This window comes from Blastomonas sp. UPD001, assembly GCF_003426715.1.
Lineage (GTDB): Bacteria > Pseudomonadota > Alphaproteobacteria > Sphingomonadales > Sphingomonadaceae > Blastomonas.
Window position 1 is genome coordinate 1 of sequence record NZ_QKVT01000168.1, and the last position, 600, is coordinate 600.

Consider the following 600-nt stretch of genomic DNA (forward strand, 5'->3'; position numbering starts at 1 on the left):
GGGGGCGAGAGGCGGGCGAAGGTGCGGACCCCGCCAAGCGCCACGTCGGAGAGGAACAGGTGGGCAGGCGTGATGCCCGCCGTGACGCTCAGCCCCTCGGCCTTGGCCGCGCGGACCAGCGCGAGCCCTGCGCGCGTCGTCACCTGGCGGAAATGGACGCGGGCGCCGGTCATCCGCACCAGCGCCAGATCGCGCGCGATGGCGATGCTCTCGGCCTCGGCGGGGGCCTGCGGCAGGCCGAGCCGGGGTGCCATCTCGCCCGCCGTGGCCACCGCCGTGCCCGACAGGCCATGGTCCTGGCTGTGCACGATCAGCGGCAGACCCAGCATCGCGCAATATTGCATCAGCCGATGCATCACCCCGGTATCGATGATCCAGCGCCGCCCGGTGGCGACGGCGCGCGCGCCGGCCTCCTGCATCAGCGCGATCTCGGCCATCTCGGTACCCGCGAGATCGCGCGTCGCGGCGGCGAGCGGGTGCACCCAGAAATCGGGCTTGCCCGAATAGGCGGCAAAGCGCACGCGCGCCGGGTGATCGAGCGGCGGGTTCTGATCGGGCATCAGCGCGGCGCGGCTGATCCCGCCGAAATGGAAGGCGGGC

General features: G+C 73.0%; 1 protein-coding gene. It reads right to left on the bottom strand.

Annotated elements, in window-relative coordinates; translation table 11 throughout:
- A partial coding sequence (locus DM995_RS20165; RefSeq protein WP_502696628.1) for an amidohydrolase family protein occupies positions 1–600 on the bottom strand: 600 nt, incomplete at both ends.